At 70.1% G+C, this 17,059-nt stretch carries 18 protein-coding genes, 1 tRNA gene and 1 pseudogene; 14 read left to right on the forward strand and 6 right to left on the reverse strand.

Annotated features, from left to right (window positions below; translation table 11 throughout):
* Together OF819_RS28310 and OF819_RS28315 are read right to left on the reverse strand one after the other, a co-directional pair.
* Nucleotides 1-381: pseudogene (locus tag OF819_RS28310) on the reverse strand (XRE family transcriptional regulator); the annotation flags it as partial.
* Between the two features lie 158 nt (nucleotides 382-539).
* Nucleotides 540-911 (reverse strand): GntR family transcriptional regulator, encoded by a 372-nt coding sequence (locus OF819_RS28315; protein WP_267246507.1) that lies wholly within the window; start codon nucleotides 909-911, stop codon nucleotides 540-542.
* A 467-nt stretch (nucleotides 912-1,378) separates the two neighbouring features.
* On the opposite strand from OF819_RS28315, the gene OF819_RS28320 reads away from it, so the two are divergent.
* From OF819_RS28320 to OF819_RS28380, 13 genes are all read left to right on the forward strand, one after another.
* Nucleotides 1,379-1,669, forward strand: coding sequence for a hypothetical protein (locus OF819_RS28320; RefSeq protein ID WP_267246508.1), 291 nt, complete (start codon nucleotides 1,379-1,381; stop codon nucleotides 1,667-1,669).
* Nucleotides 1,666-2,682 carry a DUF2637 domain-containing protein gene (locus OF819_RS28325; protein ID WP_267246509.1) on the forward strand — a complete coding sequence of 339 codons (1,017 nt, stop codon included), beginning with the start codon at nucleotides 1,666-1,668 and terminating at the stop codon, nucleotides 2,680-2,682. The genes OF819_RS28320 and OF819_RS28325 overlap by 4 nt, the downstream gene beginning before the upstream one ends.
* Nucleotides 2,682-3,053, forward strand: a complete 372-nt coding sequence (locus OF819_RS28330) for an RRQRL motif-containing zinc-binding protein (RefSeq protein WP_267246510.1) — start codon at nucleotides 2,682-2,684, stop codon at nucleotides 3,051-3,053. The genes OF819_RS28325 and OF819_RS28330 overlap by 1 nt, the downstream gene beginning before the upstream one ends.
* 92 nt (nucleotides 3,054-3,145) lie before the next feature.
* Nucleotides 3,146-5,371, forward strand: a complete 2,226-nt coding sequence (locus OF819_RS28335) for a cell division protein FtsK (RefSeq protein WP_267246511.1) — start codon at nucleotides 3,146-3,148, stop codon at nucleotides 5,369-5,371.
* 141 nt (nucleotides 5,372-5,512) lie between these two features.
* Nucleotides 5,513-5,770, forward strand: coding sequence for a hypothetical protein (locus tag OF819_RS28340; RefSeq protein WP_037760950.1), 258 nt, complete (start codon nucleotides 5,513-5,515; stop codon nucleotides 5,768-5,770).
* A 14-nt stretch (nucleotides 5,771-5,784) separates the two neighbouring features.
* Entirely contained in the window at nucleotides 5,785-5,976 is a 192-nt protein-coding gene (locus OF819_RS28345) for a hypothetical protein (RefSeq protein ID WP_267246512.1), read from the forward strand.
* 15 nt (nucleotides 5,977-5,991) lie between these two features.
* The gene (locus OF819_RS28350) at nucleotides 5,992-6,456 is read left to right on the forward strand and encodes a hypothetical protein (protein ID WP_267246513.1); all 465 of its coding nucleotides are present in this window, start codon (nucleotides 5,992-5,994) and stop codon (nucleotides 6,454-6,456) included.
* 10 nt (nucleotides 6,457-6,466) lie between these two features.
* A complete protein-coding gene (locus OF819_RS28355; RefSeq protein WP_267246514.1) occupies nucleotides 6,467-7,261 on the forward strand; it encodes a hypothetical protein in 795 nt (264 codons plus the stop codon).
* Between the two features lie 12 nt (nucleotides 7,262-7,273).
* A complete protein-coding gene (locus OF819_RS28360) occupies nucleotides 7,274-7,780 on the forward strand; it encodes a hypothetical protein (protein WP_267246515.1) in 507 nt (168 codons plus the stop codon).
* Nucleotides 7,781-7,940: 160 nt separating this feature from the next.
* The gene (locus OF819_RS28365; protein WP_267246516.1) at nucleotides 7,941-8,831 is read left to right on the forward strand and encodes a bifunctional DNA primase/polymerase; all 891 of its coding nucleotides are present in this window, start codon (nucleotides 7,941-7,943) and stop codon (nucleotides 8,829-8,831) included.
* A 349-nt stretch (nucleotides 8,832-9,180) separates the two neighbouring features.
* Nucleotides 9,181-10,356 (forward strand): DUF3631 domain-containing protein, encoded by a 1,176-nt coding sequence (locus tag OF819_RS28370; protein WP_267246517.1) that lies wholly within the window; start codon nucleotides 9,181-9,183, stop codon nucleotides 10,354-10,356.
* 217 nt (nucleotides 10,357-10,573) lie between these two features.
* Complete coding sequence (locus tag OF819_RS28375) at nucleotides 10,574-10,783, forward strand: helix-turn-helix domain-containing protein (protein WP_267246518.1); 210 nt, start codon at nucleotides 10,574-10,576, stop codon at nucleotides 10,781-10,783.
* 72 nt (nucleotides 10,784-10,855) lie between these two features.
* A complete protein-coding gene (locus tag OF819_RS28380) occupies nucleotides 10,856-12,061 on the forward strand; it encodes a site-specific integrase (protein ID WP_267246519.1) in 1,206 nt (401 codons plus the stop codon).
* A gap of 83 nt (nucleotides 12,062-12,144) precedes the next feature.
* Here OF819_RS28380 and OF819_RS28385 read toward each other — a convergent pair.
* The 4 genes from OF819_RS28385 to mptB all read right to left on the reverse strand — a co-directional run bounded on the left by OF819_RS28385 (nucleotide 12,145) and on the right by mptB (nucleotide 16,313).
* Nucleotides 12,145-12,218, reverse strand: a tRNA-Pro gene (locus OF819_RS28385).
* Between the two features lie 101 nt (nucleotides 12,219-12,319).
* Nucleotides 12,320-13,246, reverse strand: a complete 927-nt coding sequence (locus OF819_RS28390; RefSeq protein WP_267246520.1) for a metallophosphoesterase — start codon at nucleotides 13,244-13,246, stop codon at nucleotides 12,320-12,322.
* A complete protein-coding gene (locus OF819_RS28395) occupies nucleotides 13,141-14,481 on the reverse strand; it encodes a glycosyltransferase 87 family protein (RefSeq protein ID WP_267246521.1) in 1,341 nt (446 codons plus the stop codon). Before OF819_RS28395 ends, OF819_RS28390 begins: the two co-directional genes overlap by 106 nt.
* Before the next feature lie 110 nt (nucleotides 14,482-14,591).
* Nucleotides 14,592-16,313, reverse strand: coding sequence for a polyprenol phosphomannose-dependent alpha 1,6 mannosyltransferase MptB (mptB, locus tag OF819_RS28400; RefSeq protein ID WP_416370644.1), 1,722 nt, complete (start codon nucleotides 16,311-16,313; stop codon nucleotides 14,592-14,594).
* A 163-nt stretch (nucleotides 16,314-16,476) separates the two neighbouring features.
* On the opposite strand from mptB, the gene OF819_RS28405 reads away from it, so the two are divergent.
* Nucleotides 16,477-16,941, forward strand: coding sequence for a GatB/YqeY domain-containing protein (locus OF819_RS28405; RefSeq protein ID WP_267246522.1), 465 nt, complete (start codon nucleotides 16,477-16,479; stop codon nucleotides 16,939-16,941).
* Nucleotides 16,942-17,059: the final 118 nt, after the last annotated feature.

Consider the following 17,059-nt stretch of genomic DNA (forward strand, 5'->3'; position numbering starts at 1 on the left):
CTCCGAGGCGAGTCGGTCCGCCGTGATCCGCAGGGCATCAAGCGTGGCGTTGTCAACGTCAGACCGATTGAGACGGCTCACGATCTCCAGCGTCTCCATGCCGGACGCTGCAAGGATCTCCCTGTCTCCATCGCGCCGTGAGGGCGCGGGGAAGAGCGCGTGCGTCACGGTGCCGAAGAGAGCCGCGATGATCGGTTGGTAGAAGTCGTTCGGCATCTGGCCTGACTCCCAGCGCTTCCACTGGCGAATCATGCTGTCTTCCGCGGGCAGCTCCGTGGGAGCGTGCGCCCGCAGTGCCCTGACTGCCTGACGCTGCGACCAGTCGCGCGCCGTTCGTTCGGCAGCGATGCGCCGCGCCCATGCGGGCCTGTCGTCGGTCATACGCCCTCCTCCGAGTGCCTACTCCGAGTCTCGCGCGTGAGCCGGGGGGACAGGGAAGGTGACAGGGGGGTGTCACCGGACATGTCCCCTCCTCCGCTCTGCCGTCCCCTGGCTGTCACTTACGTCACACCCTCCGTTACTCGCATGCTGGTTGCAGATCACGCACCACCCGGCACGGAGCGGCTTTCGAGCGCTTCGAGCCTGCCGCGGAGCTCCGAAACTTGGGAGGTGAGATGTTCGAGCTGACGCAGGACTTCGGGAAGGTCGACACCCGCGTCGGCTTCGGTGGCTTGCTGCGGATCGCGGGCGTAGCTACCGCGCGACGTGGTCAGGATGAGCCCATCCTCGCGGAGGATCGCAAGGGCTCGCTGCACCGTCATTCCCGAGATCTTGAACCGTGTGGCCAAGTCTCGCACGGAGCCCACATGGGCCCCCGGCTTGATGTCGCCACGCAGGATCTCTTGCCGCAGGATGTCGGCCGCCTGCTCGGACTCCGGTCTGGGGTCGTCTTTCGAGATTTCAGCGCTCATCACGCCATCGAGCGTACCCACCCCTAGTACGACCTAGCACGAATCTTCGCAGCCCTCTTGCGTCGTGGTACGTGCTAGTACATGCTGTTACGCATCAGCACGGCAAGCCCGGAAGGGCTTCGCCGGACTGTGCCTGCAAGTGCTTGACCTGCAAGACCGCACGACCAGGAGCCCCGCATCGGACGGGGGGAGGCGACCCGGCGCCTTGTCATTAACCGGAGGGCTTAGACCGAAAGGTCACGTCTCCATACGCCTACTTCGAGGCCGGACGGCTCTACCTGACACGGGAGCGCGGTCGCGATGAAGGAGACATGTACTACCGCCCCGATGGTCGCAGGCCGGGTTCGACTCCCGGTCGGGGCACTTTCCCCTGCCGTGCTGCGGCTCGGGTTCTTCCGGAGTAGTCGCCGTCTCACCAAACGCCTGCGGCTCTCCGGCTCCGTGTCCCTCCCACTTCAGGAGCTGTCATGCGTACGTACATCGGCCACCAACAGGCCGTCTCTGCAGCGGACTTCGCGGAGTTGGCGCTCGGCACCCCGGTTGAGCTGTGGCTCGGGGTCGAGGGCGAGACGGACGAAGAGCGCGCGGCCCGCGAGGACGCGGCGCGCGACATCCTCGCCGACAACCCCGACCTTCCCGACGACCTGATCCGCATCGCCGCGCAGGTCATCGAGGAGAACCCGGACCTGTTCGACGTCACGCCCCTTACCCGCCCCGCCCGGCGCCGCCGCGCGGCACGCAAGGCGGTGGCGGCATGATCACCACACCCCCCGCCCCCGAGACGCCCGCCTCTGGGGTGCCGCCGCTGACGAAGCCGGAGATGGGGCTTGCCGGAGTCGGTGCGCTCGCCGCGGCCGGAGTCGGTGCGCTCGGCCTCATCTCCTCCTTTGACGCCGTGTCCGCAGCCGCGCTGCGATGGGGCTTCGGCGAGCCGTGGATGCTGCCGGTCGGTATCGACGTGGCCATCCCGGTGTTCACCGTCGCCAACCTGCTGTTGATCCGGATGGACATGGCGCTCGCGTGGGTGCGGTTCGTGCCGTGGGCGCTCACCCTCATCACCTGCGGGCTGAACATTGCCGCCGGACAGGGCATGTGGGCCAAGGTCGCCCACGGCACGATGCCGCTGCTGTGGGTGGTGTTCTCCGAGATCGGCGCGCACATCTACGCCGTGCGGATCGGCGCGGCCACTGGTCGGCGCATGGAGAAGATCCGGTTCTCTCGCTGGCTGTTGGCCTTCCCCTCCACCTTCGCGCTGTGGCGCCGCATGACGCTGTGGGAGGTCACCTCCTACTCCGAGGCGCTGGCGCGAGAGAAGGAACGGCAGTTGGCCCGCGCGGACCTGCGCGAGCGCTACGGCCGCAATTGGCGCTCGAAGACCCCGCGGCGCGAGCGCGTGATGCTGCGCATGGGCGAACTGGCCCCCGCCACCGAACAGGAGACGCCCGCGCCGCCCCCGGTGGAAAATCCGCCGGCACCCCCGGCTGAGCCCAAGCCGCGTCCGCGTCGCCGGACGACCACCAAGGCCAAAGGCAAGGCTCAGCGCACCTTCGAGGAGGCGCTGACAGAGGCGCGCACGGTCACCGCTGAGTGGACCGAGGCGGAGCTGACCGCGGACCGTCTGCGCACCACGCTGCATGTCTCGCAGGCCAACGCCCGCAAGCTGCGGGAGCAGTTGAAGGCCGAGCGCGCCGACGGCCGTCCGCTGCACGCGGTCGATGAAAACGCCGTTACCGATTCGCGTCAGGATGACGCATCGGCTGAGGCTGCCTGATGTTCGCCAAGTGCTTCGACCCGACCGGCGCGAGGCACGGACTGCCCACCTACCCGTGGCGCTGTGCCCCCGACGGACTCGCCACCAAACGGCAGTTACGGGTCCGCGGCTTACGGCCTGGTGGGCAGTCCATCGCGGCGCAGATCATGCGCCCGCGCTACCGGCGCGGCCCGCTGGTTGCCTACCTCTACCGCGTCGACCGCGCCAAGCCTGTCCGGCCGATGACGCCGGGCAAGTGGGCCGCGCTCGCCAAGGCGAACCGTGCCCGCCGCACGTGCCCCGTGTGCCAACAGGACGCCGGATACGTCATCCCCACGTCGCTCGGCATGTGCGTGCCCTGCGCCTACCCCGAGGAACAGCGCGCCGCCTGAACATCCTGCACCACGATCCGGCGGGGCCCGTCCGCTCGCCTCCTACAGCAACGGACCGGCCCCGCCTTTCCTCCCATTGGAAGGGACCCTCAGTGAAGCACCCCGACGACGAGAACGAACTGTTCAGCCGACTCGAAGCCGAGATGTCGGCCGACTCCGGGGGCGAGGTGGTCGACCTGAACAAGGCGCGGTCGGCCCGTACCGAGTCGCCCGACCCGACCACCCGACCCGACGCCGACGCGTCGGCCGACTCCGACGCGGACCGGTCGGGTGCCGCGTCGGCCGACGCGACCGCGCCCGTGATGGTCGACCAACCGGCCCCAACCGTGACCGGTCCGGGCTACCTCGGTCGGCTCGCGGGCGCGCACCGCCGTGCGGTCGTCCCCGAGTGGTTGCGCTCGCTCGCGGAGCTGCGGACCGCCACGGCGTGGGTGGCCCGCCACTACGCGCACGCTGCCGGGTATCACGCGCTGCGTGCCCCGGTCTACGCCGCCCGGCTCGCCCTGCAAGCCCCGACCGGCGCCGCCCGGTTCGTGGGCGGCACGATGCGGTGGGTGGCCGACCGCGAGGGCGAGCCGGTCCGACTCGCCGCGGTCCGTCGTGAGGACGCTGCGGAGTACCTGAAGCTGTCGCGGCAGCGCGACGGACGCGTCCGACTGCGCACCCTCGTGATGGTGCTCGCGATGTTCGTCGGACTGGGCGCCGCGCTCGCCATGTACGTGCTCGCCCCCGGCTGGCTTCAGGCGGTGTCGGTGAGCGCGGTCGTGATGGCTCTCGGGTTCACCGGACAGCAGGCGGACGCCCCGGTCATCCACCGCGCGGTGGAACTGCCCAAGGCGGTCAAGCTCACCAGTGACATCGTGCTGCGGGCGCTCGGTGCGCTCGGCATCCCCGCCATCAACCAGGCGCAGGCCAAGGGGCGCGACGGGTTCGAGTTCACCGCGCCCATCACCCGCGACGGGCCCGGTTGGCGCGCTGAGGGCAACCTCCCGTACGGCGTCACGGTGACCGACGTCATCGAGCGTCGCGACCGGCTCGCTTCCGGCCTGCGGCGCCCGCTCGGGTGTGTGTGGCCCGAGGCGGTGCCGGATGAGCACACCGGTCACCTCGTGCTCTGGGTCGGTGATCAGGACATGTCCCGCGCTAAGCAGCCCAAGTGGCCGTTGCTGAAGTCGGGTTCGGTGGACCTGTTCAAGCCTGTCGCCTACGGCACTGACCAGCGCGGACGCTGGGTTGAGGCGACGCTGATGTACATCGCGGGTGTCATCGGCGCCATTCCGCGGATGGGCAAGACGTTCCTGCTCAGGCTGCTGCTGCTCATCGCGGCCCTGGATCCGCGGGCGGAGCTGCACACCTACGACATGAAGGGCACGGGCGACCTGGACCCGGTGGGCGACGCCGTCTCGCACCGGCACGCCGCGGGTGACGACGATGAGTTCATCGAGTACTGCCTGAACGACTTCCGGGCGCTGCGCGAGGAACTGCGACGCCGTACCAAGGTGATCCGCTCGCTTCCGCGGGATGTCTGCCCGGAGTCGAAGGTGACCAGCGCCCTTGCCGACAAGCGCTCCCTGGGTCTGCACCCGATCGTGATCGGGGTGGATGAGTGCCAGGTGCTGTTCGAGCATCCCGAGCACGCCAAGGAGTTCGAGGAGATCGCAACCGACCTGGTCAAGCGCGGTCCGGCCACCGGCATCGTGCTGCTGCTCGCCACGCAGCGCCCGGACGCCAAGGCGCTGCCCACCGGTATCAGCGCGAACGCGTCGGCCCGCTGGTGCCTGAAGGTCATGGGGCAGCTCGAAAACGACATGGTGCTCGGCACGTCCGCGTACAAGCGGGGCGTGCGGGCGACCATGTTCGCCTGGGGTGACAAGGGCATTCACTACTTCGTCGGTGAAGGATCGGACGCCCGGATCGTGCGCGCCATCTACGTCGACGGACGCGACGCCGACGCCATTGGCGCCCGCGCTCGCCGCCTGCGCGAGGAAGCGGGCACCCTGTCCGGCCACGCGCTCGGGGAGGCACCCGAGCCGGTCACCAGCGCGTATGACCTGCTGCGCGACATCCTCGCCGTTGTGCCGGCCGATGAGCCCAAGGTGTGGTCCGAGACCGTCGTCGCCCGGCTCGCAGAGCTGCGCGAGGAGGTCTACGACGGCTGGGACCCGGAGGGCCTGGCCGCGGCACTGAAGCCGCACGGCGTCTCCACCATCCAGGTGGGCCGCCGGGTGAAGGGCAAGGTCGTCAACCGGCGCGGCATCGACCGCTCTCACATCGTCGCGGCGATTGCGGAGTGTGACGGAAAGCGGGACGCGGGCTGAGTGTCCGGGGCCGCTAGCGCTAGCGGCACGCCCCGCTAACGTTAGCGGCTCCGCTAGCGCCCCAAACCTGCTCTGATCAGGCCGCTAGCGGATAGCGGCCCACCTGCGGAAACCCCTGAAACCTGCCTGGAAGGGCCCGTCATGACCCCTGTCCTGCTCGCTATCACCCTGATTCTTGGCGTAACGCTGTGTTACGTCGCTGTGTGTGCTGCCTCGCCGTTCGGCAACTGCCGCAAGTGCAACGGCTGGGGTTTCGCGATGAAGACCGACCGCAAGGGCCGCATGAAGCGCGGCAAGGACTGCCGCCGCTGCAAGGCCACCGGCAAGCGCATACGCGTCGGTCGCTGGCTCTACAACCGCTGGGCCCGCATCTACCGAGCAGGCACCGACACCCCCTGACCGGAAGGCTCCCGATGATCCTGAACATCTCCGCCGTGCTGCTGTTCGGCGCCGCGTCCGCCCTCGCCGTCAAGACCAAGTCCGCCGGAGGCGGCGCGGCCATCGTCCTGTTCCTCTTCGGGTTCTTCGCCGCCGGGACCGGCGCGTACGAGCCCATCCACAACCTCGTGCAGGCGTGCTCCGACACCCTCAACGACCTCGGCTGACAGGAGACCGCAACCATGAACGAACCCGTCAAGCCCCTCGTGACCGGCCGTCGTGAGGCGACCGTGGAAGTCCACCGGCCTGTTCCGCTCGCCCCGGCGCCGTCGGCGCCGGTCGTACCGGTGCAGCCGGGCACGATCCCGGCGGTGACGAGCATCGTCCTGCCGGACGGCCGCGTCGTCACCGGCTACTCCCTCGAACCCGCCAAGCCCGAACCCGTCGCGGCCAAGCCGCCCGTCTCCCGCGCGGCGGTGAGCATCGCCCTCGGGGGCATCGGGTTCGGTGCCGTCTGCGGTGGCCTGTTCCTGCTGACCGCTTTCATCACTGCGCTGACCGCGCTCATCACTCAGCTCATCACCCTCGCCGCTGTCATCTTCGGCGGGTGGGTGGCCGTGCAGGTCTTCAGTGCAAGCGGCCACCGCAGCGGGACCACGGTCAACATCCGCAAGGCCGTCTTCAAGCGCAACCACTTCCACGGCTGAGGGGACCGCCTTGCGCTTCTACCTGACCACCCACAAACGCCACTGGGTCCGGCTGACCAACGTGCCGCTGTTCCTGAAGTCCGAGCACTTCGTGAACGCGGTCAAGCTGGACCCGGCGCGCGGCCCTTACGCGGTGGACTCCGGCGGGTTCTCGGAGCTCCAGCGCCACGGCCGTTGGACGCGCACCCCACGCCAGTACATCGACGACCTACGCCGCATCTGGGAATGCGTCGGCCCCTACGACTGGGTCGCCCCGCAGGACTGGATGTGCGAAGACCTCATCATCCACGGCGGCACGGCGGGCCCGAACGTCTTCGTCGGCACCCACCTCAGCGTGCCGGAGCACATCCGCCGCACCGTCGTCAACTTCCTCGAACTGCGCTCCCTCGCCCCCGAGTTGCGCATAGCCCCTGTCCTTCAGGGGCGGACGGTCGCGGACTACGAATGGTGCGCGGAACTGTACGAGCGAGCCGGGGTCGACCTGACCCGCGAACCCACGGTCGGGCTCGGCTCGGTCTGCCGCCTTCAGTCCACTCGCGAGGGAGCAGCGATCGTGACCGCGATGGCCGCACGAGGGCTGAAGCTGCACGGTTTCGGCTTCAAGATTCTCGGCCTGGAACGGGTCGGTCACCTGCTCGTATCGGCCGATTCCGCCGCATGGAGCTATCACGCCCGCCGCAGGCCACCGCTACCCGGTCACACGCACAAGAACTGTGCCAACTGCATCGACTACGCCATGCGCTGGCGTACCCGCGTCCTGGCCAGTCTCCCGCCCTGGCAACAGCCCTTCCTCGACGCAGCCTGACGAAAGGAAGCCATGTTCGAGATCCGCATCATCTGCGACCCCGCCGACACCGACCACATCACCACCGCACTCAGCGACACATTCGCCACCGGCGCCGTACGCACCTACCCCACCCGCGATGGCGAGCGCACCCGCCTGTACGTCACCGCCGACCACCGGCCCGCGCCGGGGCTGTGGCCCACGGCGGAAGAGGCGTACGCGCTCGCCCCGAGCATCATCCGTGAGATCGGATGGACCGCCGGGACAGCCGCGGACAAGCCGTGCGGTGAAGACCTTGACCGCGAGTACTGGTTGCGCAAGGCCGCGCTGCTCGACCGCATCGCGCTGAGCGATGAAACCGACGGCATCTCCGGCGACGCGAGCGATGCCGCTGAGGCTGCTGCCTGGTACCTGATCGACATGGACAGGGCGGACAACCGCAACCACGGCCGACCTCACTCGCCCGAGGTGCTGAACGCCTCCGACGACCCGCGCGGCTACGTCCGCCAGGAATACGCCCACTGGGCCAAGAACGACTAGCTACGCCCAAGGCGGGCGCCGTCTCACCACAAGCCTGCGCCCGCCCCGGTTCTCCAGTCCCTCCAAGAGAGCAGGAGACATCCAGCATGACCCAACGAGCGTCATTCGGCGAGGGCCGTCCGGCCCATGCCACCCCATCGAGCGTGGCGGAGGTGACGGCATGAACCGTCACCTCCTGTTCGCTGCCCTGGACGCCGCGGAGCAGGGATGGGCCGTCCTCCCGCTACGCCCCGGCGACAAGCGCCCGGCCCTGCACGGTGAGGACGTCTGCCCCGGCATCGGGGACTGCGCGGGCGGTCACCGCAAGTGGGAAGAGCGCGCCACCGTCGACCCCGACCGGATCCGCCGCGCGTGGGGCGACCTGCCGTTCAACGTCGGCATCGCGACCGGCCCGTCCGCGCTGGTCGTCGTCGACCTCGACATGCCCAAGCGGAAGAGCAGTACGGACACGCCTAACGGCGTGACGACCTTCACGGCGCTCTGTGAGCGCGCCGGACAGGCCGTGCCCACTACCCGCACGGTGCGGACCGCGAGCGGCGGGGTTCATCTGTACTTCACCGCCCCGCCGGGCGTCCGGCTCGGCAATACGGCCGGACGGCTCGGCAAGCGCATCGACACCCGCGCGTGGGGCGGCTACGTCGTCGCGCCCGGCAGCCTCACCCCCACGGGCGCCTACGCGGTCGTCAACGACATGCTGCCCGCGCCCCTGCCGGAATGGCTGCATGCCCGCCTGACGGTCCGTCAGACTTCGCGGGCACTGATGGCTGCACCGTCGGCCGTTCGAGCCTCTCGCTACGCGGCAGCGGGCTTGAACGCGGAAACCGCGTCTGTGCGGCAGGCCCCGGAGGGCGAGCGCAACGCCACGTTGCTGCGGGCGGCGCGAGCCTTGGGGCGGTTTATCGCGTCGGGCGACCTTCCCAGGGAGCAGGTTGAGGAGGCTCTTCAGTGGGCGGGGGAGCAGGCCGGTCTCTCGCCGCGATCGTGTGAGGCGACCATTCGCAGCGGTCTGAACTGGTCGATTGCCCGCAACGGTCAGTGGAGGGCGGCATGAGCACCGCGCCCCGCTCCCCACTGAAGAGCCTTCCCGCCACCCCGTCCGGCCCGCGCGCCGCTGCACAAGCCGCGCCCGGTCCGGCCGTGGGCGAGCCGAAAGGCGCCGCCCGTAAGGGCGTCCGAACTGCTCTTCGTCCTGACCCGCACGAGGGAGACGGCTGGTACTCGATTGCGTGGCTGTGCATCTGCGCACCGCGCGGCGCCGTGCCTACCGCCACCTCGAAGTGCCTGTGCGGCCGGGACCGTAGCGCCGTCGGCCACCCGAAGGTGCTCGCCCTGATCGAAGACCACACCGCCCACCGCGATGTATGCCCGCTCCGCACCAACCAGGAAGGGAGGCAAGCGGCATGAGCACGAATCCGCCGGCACCCGCCATGGACGGCTCCGCACTGCTCGATGAGGTGGAAGCCTTCCACCGGCGCTTCAACATCTTCCCCCTCGATGCCGCGTACGTCGCCGTGACGCTGTGGGACGCACACGCGCACCTGCTCGACTGCTTCGACTCCACACCGCGGCTCGCGTTCCTCTCTCCGGAGCCGGGCTCGGGCAAGTCCCGCGCGTTGGAGATCGTGGAAACCCTCGTGCCGCAACCGATGGTCGCGGTCAACGCCTCCGCCTCCGCGCTCTTCCGTGCGGTGTCCGGGATGGAGGGACGGCCCACGATCCTGTTCGACGAGATCGACACTGTCTTTGGCCCCAAGGCCGGAGAGAACGAACAGCTCCGAGGCTTCCTGAACGCAGGCCACCGCCGTTCCGGCGTCATGTGGCGCTGTGTGGGAGACGGCTCCAACCAGCAAGTACAGGAGTTCCCGTCGTTCTGTGGAGTCGCGGTCGCTGGGCTCGGCTCGCTGCCGGACACGATCCTGACCCGCTCGGTCATCGTCCGCATGCGCCGTCGCGCGCCGAACGAGCGGGTTGAGCCGTTTCGGCAGCGCATCCACGAGAAGGAAGGCCACGCGCTGCGCGATCGGCTCGCCGCATGGGCACAGTCCGTCCGCCACGTGGTCGACGGGGTGTTCCCGGAGCTCCCGGAGGGCATCAGCGACCGGCCCGCGGACGTGTGGGAACCCCTGCTCGCCGTGGCCGACGCGGCGGGCGGCGCGTGGCCGGAGCGGGCCCGCACCGCGTGCATCGAGCTGGTGAACGCGGCCAAGACCAGCGACAAGGGCAGCATCGGCATCCGCCTGCTGACCGACCTGCGCGACTACGTGTTCAACGGCATCGACCGCCTGCCCACCGTCGCCATCCTCGACAGGCTGCACAGTCTCGAAGAGGCGCCGTGGGCGGACATGAGCGGCAAGCCGCTCGATGCCCGCGGACTGTCGCGGATGCTGCGGGAGTACATGACCGCGGACAACGTGCCTATCGCGGCCCGCAACATCAAGGCGGGCGGGAGCGTCATGAAGGGCTACTACGCGAGCGATCTGCACGACGCGTGGCAGCGCTACTGCCCTCCCCCCGCGGAAAGTGCGCTACTTCCGCTACCTCCGCTACCGGGCAGCTCAGAGGCGGTTTCCGGGTAGCGGCACGCTGCTCCGCATCCGCTACCACAACGCCCCATCCGCTACCCGCCCCGCGGACACGATCCCGGGGCCGGTAGCGGCTCCATCCGCTACCCGCACCCGTTTCCGCTACCTCGATCATGCCCCTGACCAGGGCGGTAGCGGAGGTAGCGGAAGTAGCGGACCTGACAGGAAGGGGGCCAACGCCCCCGACACCCTGCCGAGGAGGCACCGCCGCATGGCCACCGTCGCTGAACCCGCCGAACAGCTCCTCTACCGGCCGGAAGAGGCCGCCAAGGCTCTCAGGATCGGACGCTCGATGGTCTACGAGGAGATACGCCTCGGACGACTTCAGACCGTCCGCATCGGTCGTCGCCGTCTCGTGCCGCCGGAGTACATCGAGCAGTACGTCGAACTCCTCAAGCGCGAGGCAGAGGCCACCGCCTGAAGCCCCATCATCCAGTTCCACAGGGCCGCGTCCTTCAGGGCGCGGCCCTGCTCTATGGAGGCTCAACACAGCATGACCGAGACCCCGAAGCGCGCCCAAAAGGCTGGCCACGGTGCGTACACCATCTATTGGGATCCCGTCAAGAAGAGCTACGTCGGAGCCGTCTCCCTGGGCTACGCCCCGAACGGCAAGCGCCGTCGACCGAAGGTGTACGGCAAGACGAAGACCGAAGTCCGCCAGAAGATCCGGGACTTGAAGAAGGAGGTGCAGACGGGCGTCAAGGCGCCAGCCAACTACACCGTGGCCGACGCGGTGAACGACTGGTTGGAGCGCGGGCTGAAGGGGCGCGACGAGAAGGGCACCATCGGCAAGAACCGCTCGATGGCGAACAAGCACCTGATCCCGTTCATCGGCAAGGCCAAGTTGAAGGAACTCAGCGCGGACGACGTCGATGACTGGTTGGACGACAGGGCCGAATTCCTCGCGACGCGAAGCCTGCGTGACCTGCTCGCCATCCTGCGCCGCTCCATCGCGCACGCTCAGCGCAGGGACAAGGCCGCGCGGAACGTCGCCCTACTCGTCACCGCACCGGAGGGGCGCCCCGGCCGGCCGAGCAAGGCACTGAACCTGGAGCAGGCGAAAGCCGTGCTCACCGCCGCGCGTCCGTCACGGCTGTACGCCTACCTCGTGCTCTCGCTCCTCAGCGGTGTGCGCACTGAACAGGCGCGACCCCTCACGTGGGATCACGTCTTCCTGGAGACGACGGACGGCATCCCGCCGCACGTCGCGGTGTGGCGTTCGGTGCGCAAGCACGGTGAGACCAAGACTCGGAAGAGCCGCCGGACCATCGCTCTGCCGAAACAGGTGGTCGACGTCCTCGAAGAGCACATGCGATGGCAGAAGCAGGAGCGGGCATCGAGAGGGATGGAGTGGAGCCCGACCGGCCGTGTCTTCACGACCCGGTTCGGCGAGCCGCTCGACGCGGCCAACGTCCGGCGAGACTTCAAGGCCATCGTGAAGAAGGCCGGACTGAAGCCGGAGTGGACCCCGCGGGAGCTCCGGCACAGCTTCGTGTCCCTGCTCTCCGACCACGGCATCCCACTGGAGCGGATCGCGCTCTTGGTTGGTCACAGCAGTCAGACGACCACAGAGGCGGTCTACCGCAAGCAGCTCCGGCCCGTGATCACGCAGGGTGCCGAAGCGATGGATGACATCTTCGCCGAAGATCAGGAAGGGGCGGACGCGGAGGGCCGGGAAGAGGGCGACGCGGTGGCCTGATCAAATTCGTTTGGCCCCCTGTTTGGCCCCTCGAGCATGACAGAGGGCCAATCGCGATCATGCGATTGGCCCTCTGACCAGCGTCGGGGTGGCGGGATTTGAACCCACGACCTCTTCGTCCCGAACGAAGCGCGCTGCCAAGCTGCGCTACACCCCGGTGTCGCGTGCTGTCGCGGCGACGTCGATTACTTTAGCCCACCCGCGGCTGGAGACGAAATCCGGTTTTCGCCGGCTGCGGCCGGGTGCGGTGTGGGGTGGTCAGTCCCTGGGGGTCAGGGTCAGGAGCGTGGCCTCCGGGGGGCAGGCGAAGCGGACCGGGGTGTACCGGCTGGTGCCGCAGCCTGCGGAGACGTGGAGGTAGGAGGTGCGGCCCGCGCGGTGGTGGGTGGAGAGGCCCTTGACGCGGTCCGTGTCGAGGTCGCAGTTGGTGACCAGGGCGCCGTAGAAGGGGATGCACAGCTGGCCGCCGTGGGTGTGGCCCGCGAGGATCAAGGGGTAGCCGTCGGCCGTGAAGGCGTCCAGGGCGCGCAGGTACGGGGCGTGGACGACGGCGAGGGAGAGGTCGGCGTCCGGGTCGGGGCCGCCGGCGACCTGTTCGTAGCGGTCGCGCTTGATGTGGGGGTCGTCGAGGCCGGTGAAGGCGATCTCGTAGCCGTCGAGCTTGAGCCCCGCGCGGGTGTTCGACAGATCCGCCCAGCCGGCCGCGTCGAAGGCGTCGCGCAGGCCCTCCCAGGGGTTGTGGACGACGCCGACTGCCGGTGCGTTGCCGTTCAGGCCGTGCCGGCCCTGGGCCTTCTCGATCAGATAGCGGGCCGGGTTGCGCAGCCGGGGCCCGTAGTAGTCGTTCGAGCCGAAGACGTACACGCCCGGGTACTCCATCAGCGGCCCCAGCGCGTCGAGGACCTCAGGCACCGCGTCCGGGTCGGAGAGGTTGTCGCCGGTGTTGACGACGAAGTCGGGGCGGAGCCCGGCGAGCGCCTGGAGCCAGGCTCGCTTCTTGCGCTGCCCGCACACCATGTGGATGTCGGAGACCTGGAGCACACGCAGTGGCCGCATTCCCCTCGGAAGGATCGGTACGGTCACTCGCCGGAGGCGGAAGGAGCGGGTTTCGATCCCGGCGGCGTAGATGAGCCCGGCAGCGCCGACTGCCGTGATTCCAAGGGGTACTCCGTAGCGTGCGTGCATGCGCCCATCGTCGCAGACGTCTCGGCGGCAGTGCGCTGGCCAGGCATCTCCGGGAGTCGTCCGCGGCGGGCGGATGCGCGCACGGGGAGCGCGAGCAACAGCCCCAGGCAGATCCAGACGTACGCGTTGGAGCCGAGGAAGCCGTCGACTCCGGCCGCGTCCCAGCTCCACAGCCATACGACGCTGCTGCACAGGATCACGTAGAGCGACGCCGCCCAGGCCAGCCGGCGGCGGCGCAGCTCGGCGTCGGCGGAGCGCAGCCCGGAGTCGGCCAGGACGATCAGCGCCGGGACCGTCCACACCAGATGGTGCACCCAGGTCACAGGGCTGATCAGACAGGCGGTGAGGCCGGTCAGCGCGAAGCCGGCCAGTTCGTCGCCCGCGGCCGCCGCCTGCCGTGCCCGCCGCGCCCAGAGGGCGAGCAGCGCGATCACGCCGATGCCCCACACCGTTCGGCTGGGCTCGCCGGGGTCGGCGAGCCTGGCCAGGACCCCCTGCCAGGACTGGTTGGAGACATACGCCAGCGCCCCCACCCGGTCGGTGTCCCACATGGCTTGCGTCCAGTAGTGGCGGGACGCGCCGGGCGCGGCCCAGACGGCGGACAGCGTCGCCCCGAGCGCGACCGCCGAGGCGACCAGCCCGGCGCGCAGTCGCCGGGTGACGAAGAGATAGAGGATGAAGACGGCGGGAGTGAGCTTGATCGCGGCGGCGAGGCCGATCCCGATGCCCGCGAGGCGGCCGCGGCCGCCGCCTGCGGCCAGCAGCCGGGCGTCCGCCAGTACGAGCGCGAGCAGCAGCAGATTGACCTGACCGAAGCTGATCGTGTCCCGTACCGGTTCCAGCAGCGCGAACAGGCAGCCCGCGACCGCGAAGGCGTACCAGCGGCTCCAGCCCTGCCGCCGTACCGCCGCCCGTGCGGTCATCGCCAGGATCGCTGCCCCGGCGAGGGCGTTGAGCAGCAGGCTGAGCGCCACTGCCTGCGGCCAGCCGACGAGCGTCATCGGCAGCATGCACAGTGCGGCGAACGGCGGATAGGTGAAGCCGTAGTGAGTGCCCGGGACGACGTAGTCGTAGAGCGGGCCGCCGCCCCGCCAGTGGGTGACGGCGCCCCGGTAGACGGCGAGGTCGAACCACTCCCGGTGCAGCGGAACGGTGACCAGGAAGATCCCGGTCGCGAGTGCCAGCGCCGCGACCAGCACGGCGCGTCCGCGTGTGTTCGCGGGCCAGCCGGGCACGTACGCAGACAGGCGGATGCGTGTCAGGCGCGTGCGCGCCGGGAGGACACGTGGCAGGCGGGCGCGTGTCAGGCGGGTGCGTTTCGTACGGGTTATACGGGGCTTCTCGCTCATACGGGGCTTCCCGCCGCGGGCGATGCGGACCGGCCCCGGCGCGCGGCCAGATACGCGCACCAGAGCGTGAACACCGCCAGCAGCCCGCCCGCCGTGGCGAGCGCCAGCTGCCGTCCGTCCGGCGCGAAACCGCTGGGCAGGACGGCGAGCGCCAGTACGCCGCTCCCGGCCGCGACGGCGCGGCGCACGGAGCGGTCGGGGCCCGCCGCGGCGATCAGGAACAGGCCCCACAGCACATACCAAGGGCGGATCGCCGGGCCGAGCAGCGCCACGGCCGTAAGGCTCAGACCCAGTGCGTAGAGGGGGCGGCGCAGCTGGTGGCGACGCCAGACCAGGAGTATTGCGAGCGCGGTGGCGGCCAGGCCCGTCATATGCCAGGCGGGGGTGGCGAACGGGGCGAGACCGCTGCCCGCGCCCTCCAGAAGGCGGTGTGTCATCCGGCCGAGGGAGGAGGTCAGCGACCAGTTCTCGGGGGAGACAGGGGTGTCCAGCGCGGACATCCATCCGTATCCCGTGCCGGTGAGGGCGGTGGTGACGACGGTGGTGGCCGCGGAGACGGCGAGCACGCCGAGGGCGGCGAGCGCATAGGCAGACCGCCTGCCTGCGGGCCCGCTGTCCGCAGGCCCGCTGTCCGTGGACCTCCAGTCTGAGGGCCTGCCGTGCGTGGACCTCCAGTCTGAGGGCCCGCTGTCCGTGGACCTCCAGTCTGAGGGCCCGCTGTCCGTGGACCTCCAGTCTGAGGGCCCGCTGTCCGTGGACCTCCAGTCTGAGGGCCTGCCGTGCGTGGACCTCCAGTCTGAGGGCCTGCCGTGCGTGGACCTCCAGCCTGCGGGCCCGCCGTGCGTGGACCTCCAGCCTGCGGGCCCGCTGCCCGAGAGCCCGCTGCCCGTGCGCCGCCTCGCCCACAGCGCCGCCACCGCCGCGAGCCCCAGCGCCGCCGGGGCCTTCACCAGGGCCGCCAGGGTGACCAGCACGGCGCCGAGCACCGGCCATCGGCCCAGTGCGGCCACCAGGCCCGCGCCCAGCAGGCCGAGCATGACCGCGTCATTGTGCGCCCCGCCCACCAGATGCAGCAGGACCAGCGGATTCAGAGCGCCCAGCCAGAGCGCGGCCGCCGGGTCGGCCCCGCAGTGGCGGGCCAGGGCCGGCAGGCACAGCGCCATCAGGGCGACCCCGAGGAGTGCGACGACCCGCATGCCGAACACCCCCGACGCCACCTCCGCCCGCGAGGCATCCGCTATGGCGGAGGCGAGGGCCAGAAAGACCGGCCCGTAAGGCGCCGGGGTGTGCTGCCACAGCGGGGCGACCTCGGCCGGCAGGTGGCCGCCGAGCTGGGAGGGGCCGTAGGCGTATACGTCCATTCGCGCCTCGACCATCGCGCCCTGGGCGAGATAGCTGTAGACGTCCCGGCTGAACAGCGGCGGCGCCAGCACCAGCGGGGCCGCCCACAGACACAGCGTGAGCAGCAGGGTGCGTCGGCCGGGTGGCTCGGGGCCGCGGACGGCCCGGCCGAGCAGCGCCCAGCCCGTGATCAGCAGGACCAGGCCGAAGTAGACGCCTACGAGGCCGAGGGCGGCGCGCCCCGAACCCGCCGCGAGCACCTCCCGCACCGGCAGGGCCCCCGCCGTGGCGCCGCCCGCGGCCAGCGCGGTCGAGCCTGCCAGCCCCAGGAGTTGGCAGCGGCGGGTGTCGACGACGGGGAGGCGGATGGCCAGCACGCGGGCAGGCTGTCAACATCCGATGACGGCCGGGCGACGCGCGCCTCGCCACTCGGGGGACGGCGTGTGTCCGCGGTGTGACGGGCGCAGGACGGGGCCACGCCCACGGAGTACCGCGAAATGCGCGGGCGCTACGACCTGCACACCTGTCACACTGGATGCCATGACCACGCTCAAGTCCAGGCTTCAGGACGACCTCACCGAGGCGATCAAGAAGCGCGATGAACTGCGCTCGTCCACGCTCCGGCTGACCCTCTCGGAGATCAGCAAGGAGGAGGTCGCGGGCGAGCAGGCCCGTGAGCTCTCCGACGACGAGATCCAGAAGGTGATCGCCAAGGAGGCGAAGAAGCGCCGGGAGGCCGCCGAGGCGTTCGCCAAGGGCGGGCGCGCCGAGCAGGCCCAGCGTGAGCGGATGGAAGGCGAGGTGCTGGAGGTCTATCTGCCGCAGCAGCTCACCGACGAGGAGCTGGCCGCGATCGTGGCGGAGGCGGTCGAGGAGGCCAGGGCCGCCGGGGCCGAGGGGCCGCGCGCGATGGGGCAGGTCATGAAGATCGTGAACCCTAAGGTGGCGGGCCGCGCCGAGGGCGGCCGGGTCGCCGCCGCGGTCAAGCAGCGCCTGGCAGGCTGAGTCCCTCACACAGGCTGAGTCCCTACAGGACAAAGCTGAGTCCCTACAGGACAAAGAGGAAGGGGGGGTGCGGCCACCGGCCGCACCCCCCTTACCGGCCTTGTCGGCCTCACCGGCA

The sequence above is a fragment of the Streptomyces sp. PR69 genome, assembly GCF_026420845.1.
Classification (GTDB): Bacteria; Actinomycetota; Actinomycetes; order Streptomycetales; family Streptomycetaceae; genus Streptomyces.

What these genes read in the sequence shown, in the direction of transcription:
- OF819_RS28315 (WP_267246507.1), bottom strand. Translation starts at nt 911, where the DNA reads ATGAGCGCTGAAATCTCGAAAGACGACCCCAGACCGGAGTCCGAGCAG.
- OF819_RS28320 (WP_267246508.1), top strand. Translation starts at nt 1,379, where the DNA reads ATGCGTACGTACATCGGCCACCAACAGGCCGTCTCTGCAGCGGACTTC.
- OF819_RS28325 (WP_267246509.1), top strand. Translation starts at nt 1,666, where the DNA reads ATGATCACCACACCCCCCGCCCCCGAGACGCCCGCCTCTGGGGTGCCG.
- OF819_RS28330 (WP_267246510.1), top strand. Translation starts at nt 2,682, where the DNA reads ATGTTCGCCAAGTGCTTCGACCCGACCGGCGCGAGGCACGGACTGCCC.
- OF819_RS28340 (WP_037760950.1), top strand. Translation starts at nt 5,513, where the DNA reads ATGACCCCTGTCCTGCTCGCTATCACCCTGATTCTTGGCGTAACGCTG.
- OF819_RS28345 (WP_267246512.1), top strand. Translation starts at nt 5,785, where the DNA reads ATGATCCTGAACATCTCCGCCGTGCTGCTGTTCGGCGCCGCGTCCGCC.
- OF819_RS28350 (WP_267246513.1), top strand. Translation starts at nt 5,992, where the DNA reads ATGAACGAACCCGTCAAGCCCCTCGTGACCGGCCGTCGTGAGGCGACC.
- OF819_RS28360 (WP_267246515.1), top strand. Translation starts at nt 7,274, where the DNA reads ATGTTCGAGATCCGCATCATCTGCGACCCCGCCGACACCGACCACATC.
- OF819_RS28365 (WP_267246516.1), top strand. Translation starts at nt 7,941, where the DNA reads ATGAACCGTCACCTCCTGTTCGCTGCCCTGGACGCCGCGGAGCAGGGA.
- OF819_RS28370 (WP_267246517.1), top strand. Translation starts at nt 9,181, where the DNA reads ATGAGCACGAATCCGCCGGCACCCGCCATGGACGGCTCCGCACTGCTC.
- OF819_RS28375 (WP_267246518.1), top strand. Translation starts at nt 10,574, where the DNA reads ATGGCCACCGTCGCTGAACCCGCCGAACAGCTCCTCTACCGGCCGGAA.
- OF819_RS28380 (WP_267246519.1), top strand. Translation starts at nt 10,856, where the DNA reads ATGACCGAGACCCCGAAGCGCGCCCAAAAGGCTGGCCACGGTGCGTAC.
- OF819_RS28390 (WP_267246520.1), bottom strand. Translation starts at nt 13,246, where the DNA reads ATGCACGCACGCTACGGAGTACCCCTTGGAATCACGGCAGTCGGCGCT.
- OF819_RS28405 (WP_267246522.1), top strand. Translation starts at nt 16,477, where the DNA reads ATGACCACGCTCAAGTCCAGGCTTCAGGACGACCTCACCGAGGCGATC.